A 2,584-nucleotide genomic window follows, 5' to 3' on the forward strand; every position below is an offset into this window, starting at 1 on the left:
GCTGGCGGCCCGCGCGGCGCTGGCGCGACGGCGGCCCGGGTGGGCTCTGCTCGGCACCGGCGCGGCGCTGGCGCTACCGGTGGTGCTGGTCGGCGCCGCCCTCTGGCCCTACGTGCTGGTGTCCAGCAGCGACCCGGGCGCCTCGCTGACGGTCGCCGACGCCGCCGCCAGCGCCCCGACTCTGCGGCTGCTCGGCTGGGTGGCGCTGCCGCTACTTCCGGCCCTACTAGGCTTCCAGGCGATGTGCTGGTGGGTTTTCCGAGGACGGACCGACGGTAGGGCACCGGTGTACTGGTGAGCCGCCGTCCGTTCGACAGTCGTCTGCTGCGCCGGGTCCCCGCGGCCCGGGGCGATCTTGCCGTGCTCGCGCTGCTGGGGGTGCTGGCCGCCGGATTGATCGTGGCGCAGGCGACCACGCTCGCGGCGCTGCTCGCCACCGCCATCGACGGTCGGCTGGACCGACCGGCGTTGGCCGGCTTCGTGGGCGCTGTCGCTGCCCGCTCGGCGCTGGTCTGGGCGCAGGGCACGGTCTCCGCGCGGGTCGCCGCCACGGTGAAGGCCACCCTCCGGGCCGACCTGCTCGCCGCGGTGGGCCGGCACGGGCCCGGCTGGGTGGCCGGGCAGCGGGCCGGTGAGATCGCCACCCTGGCCGGGCGCGGGTTGGACGCGCTGGACGCCTACTTCACCGGCTACCTGCCGCAGTTGGTGCTCAGCGTGACGGTGCCGCTCGCGGTGCTGGCCCGGGTGGTCTTCGCCGACTGGAGTTCGGCGGTGATCATCGCGCTGACCCTGCCGCTGATCCCGGTCTTCGGCGCGCTGCTCGGCTGGCAGGCGCAGGCCGCCACCGAACGGCAGTGGCGACGGCTCGCGCTGCTCGGCGGGCACTTCCTGGACATGGTCGCCGGGCTACCCACGCTTCGCGCGTTCGGGCGGGCCCGGGCACAGACCGCCGTGGTCCGCCGGATGGCCGACGGCCACCGCGTCGCCACCATGAAGACACTGCGGATCGCGTTCCTCTCCGCGCTGGTGCTGGAGTTGGTCGCCACCCTCTCGGTGGCGCTGGTCGCGGTGCCGGTCGGCATCCGGCTGCTCGGCGGCGGGTTGGCGCTGCAGACCGCGCTGCTGGTGTTGCTGCTCACCCCGGAGGCGTACCTGCCGCTGCGGGCCGCCGGCAGCCGCTTCCACGCCAGCATGGAGGGGTTGGCCGCACTGGATCAGGCGCTGACCACCTCCGCCACGCCCGCCGCGCCCCGGGCCGCGGCGGGCGCAGCCACTCCGGACGCCCGGCGGGAGATCCGGTTCGAGGGGGTGATTGTGGCGTACCAGCGCACCACCGCGCTGCGCGACGTGACCCTCACCATCCGGCCCGGCGAACGGATCGCCATCATCGGGCCCAGCGGCGCCGGCAAGAGCACCCTGCTCGGCCTGCTGCTCGGCTTCGTGACCCCGACCAGCGGCCGGATCACCGTCGACGGGGTCGACCTCGCCACCGCCGACCTGGACGCCTGGCGTCGGCAGCTCGCCTGGGTGCCACAGCGGGCGCACCTCTTCGCCGCCTCGCTGGCCGACAACATCCGCCTCGGCACACCGGACACCCCGGCGGAGACGCTCGCCGCCGCCGTGCGGGACGCCGCCCTGGACGACGTGGTCGCCGGTCTGCCGGATGGTCTGCACACAGTGCTCGGGGAACGCGGGCACGGGCTCTCCAGCGGGCAGCGGCAGCGGGTGGCGCTGGCCCGGGCGTTCCTGCGGGCCGCCCCGGTGGTGCTGCTCGACGAGCCCACCGCCCGACTGGACACCGCCGCCGAGTCGGTGGTGCTCGACGCCACCCGGCGGCTGGTCGCCGGACGGACCGCGCTGCTGGTCGCGCACCGACCGGCGCTGCTCGCCGACGCCGACCGGATCCTGCGGGTGGAGGACGGCCGGGTCACCGAACTGACACCCGAGTCGACCGGGAAGGCGACCCGATGAGCGTGGCAGGGCAGCCGATGGACGCGGAGCCGGTCGACAGCGCCGCACCGGTCGGGCGGACCGCCGCCGAGCGGGCCGTGCTGCGACTGGCCCGGCCGTACCTGGGCCGCCTGGTCGGCGCCGGGCTGCTGGCCGCCGCCACCGAGTTCGCCGGGCTCGCCCTGATGGCCACCGCCACCTGGTTGTTGATGAGCGCCGCCGGCCAGCCTCCGCTGGACCGGCTCACCGTGGCGATCGTCGCGGTCCGGGCGCTGGCGATCAGCCGGGGGGTCCTCCGTTACACCGAACGGCTCGCCGGGCACGACGCGGTGCTTCGCATGATCACCGACGTGCGGGCCCGGGTCTTCGCCACCCTCGCGGCCCGTCGCGACGCGGTACACCGCTCCGGGGACGTGCTGAGCCGGCTGGTCTCCGACGTGGAGGCCGTCCAGGACCTGCTGCTGCGGGTGCTGGTTCCGGGCTCGGCGGCGGCCCTGGTCGGCGTGTTGGCGGTCGGCGTGGCGGCGCTGATCTCACCGCCGGCCGCCGGTGCGCTCGGCGTCGGGCTCCTGGTCGCCGGGGTGGCCCTGCCGGCGCTGGCCACCGCGGTCACCCGCCGCAGCGCGGCCGAGGT

General features: G+C 76.0%; 2 protein-coding genes and 1 pseudogene. All 3 read left to right on the forward strand.

All coding sequences use genetic code 11. From position 1 onward, the window contains the following. A partial coding sequence (locus tag JM949_RS35190; RefSeq protein ID WP_203152371.1) for a cytochrome d ubiquinol oxidase subunit II occupies positions 1–298 on the forward strand: 298 nt, incomplete at its 5' end. After that, entirely contained in the window at positions 295–1,971 is a 1,677-nt protein-coding gene (gene cydD / locus JM949_RS35195) for a thiol reductant ABC exporter subunit CydD (protein WP_203152372.1), read from the forward strand. The genes JM949_RS35190 and cydD, both read left to right, overlap by 4 nt. 17 nt (positions 1,972–1,988) lie before the next feature. Beyond that, positions 1,989–2,584, forward strand: a pseudogene (locus tag JM949_RS35200) (thiol reductant ABC exporter subunit CydC); the annotation flags it as partial.

Source organism: Micromonospora tarensis (assembly GCF_016803395.1).
In the GTDB taxonomy this organism is placed as follows: Bacteria; Actinomycetota; Actinomycetes; order Mycobacteriales; family Micromonosporaceae; genus Micromonospora; species Micromonospora tarensis.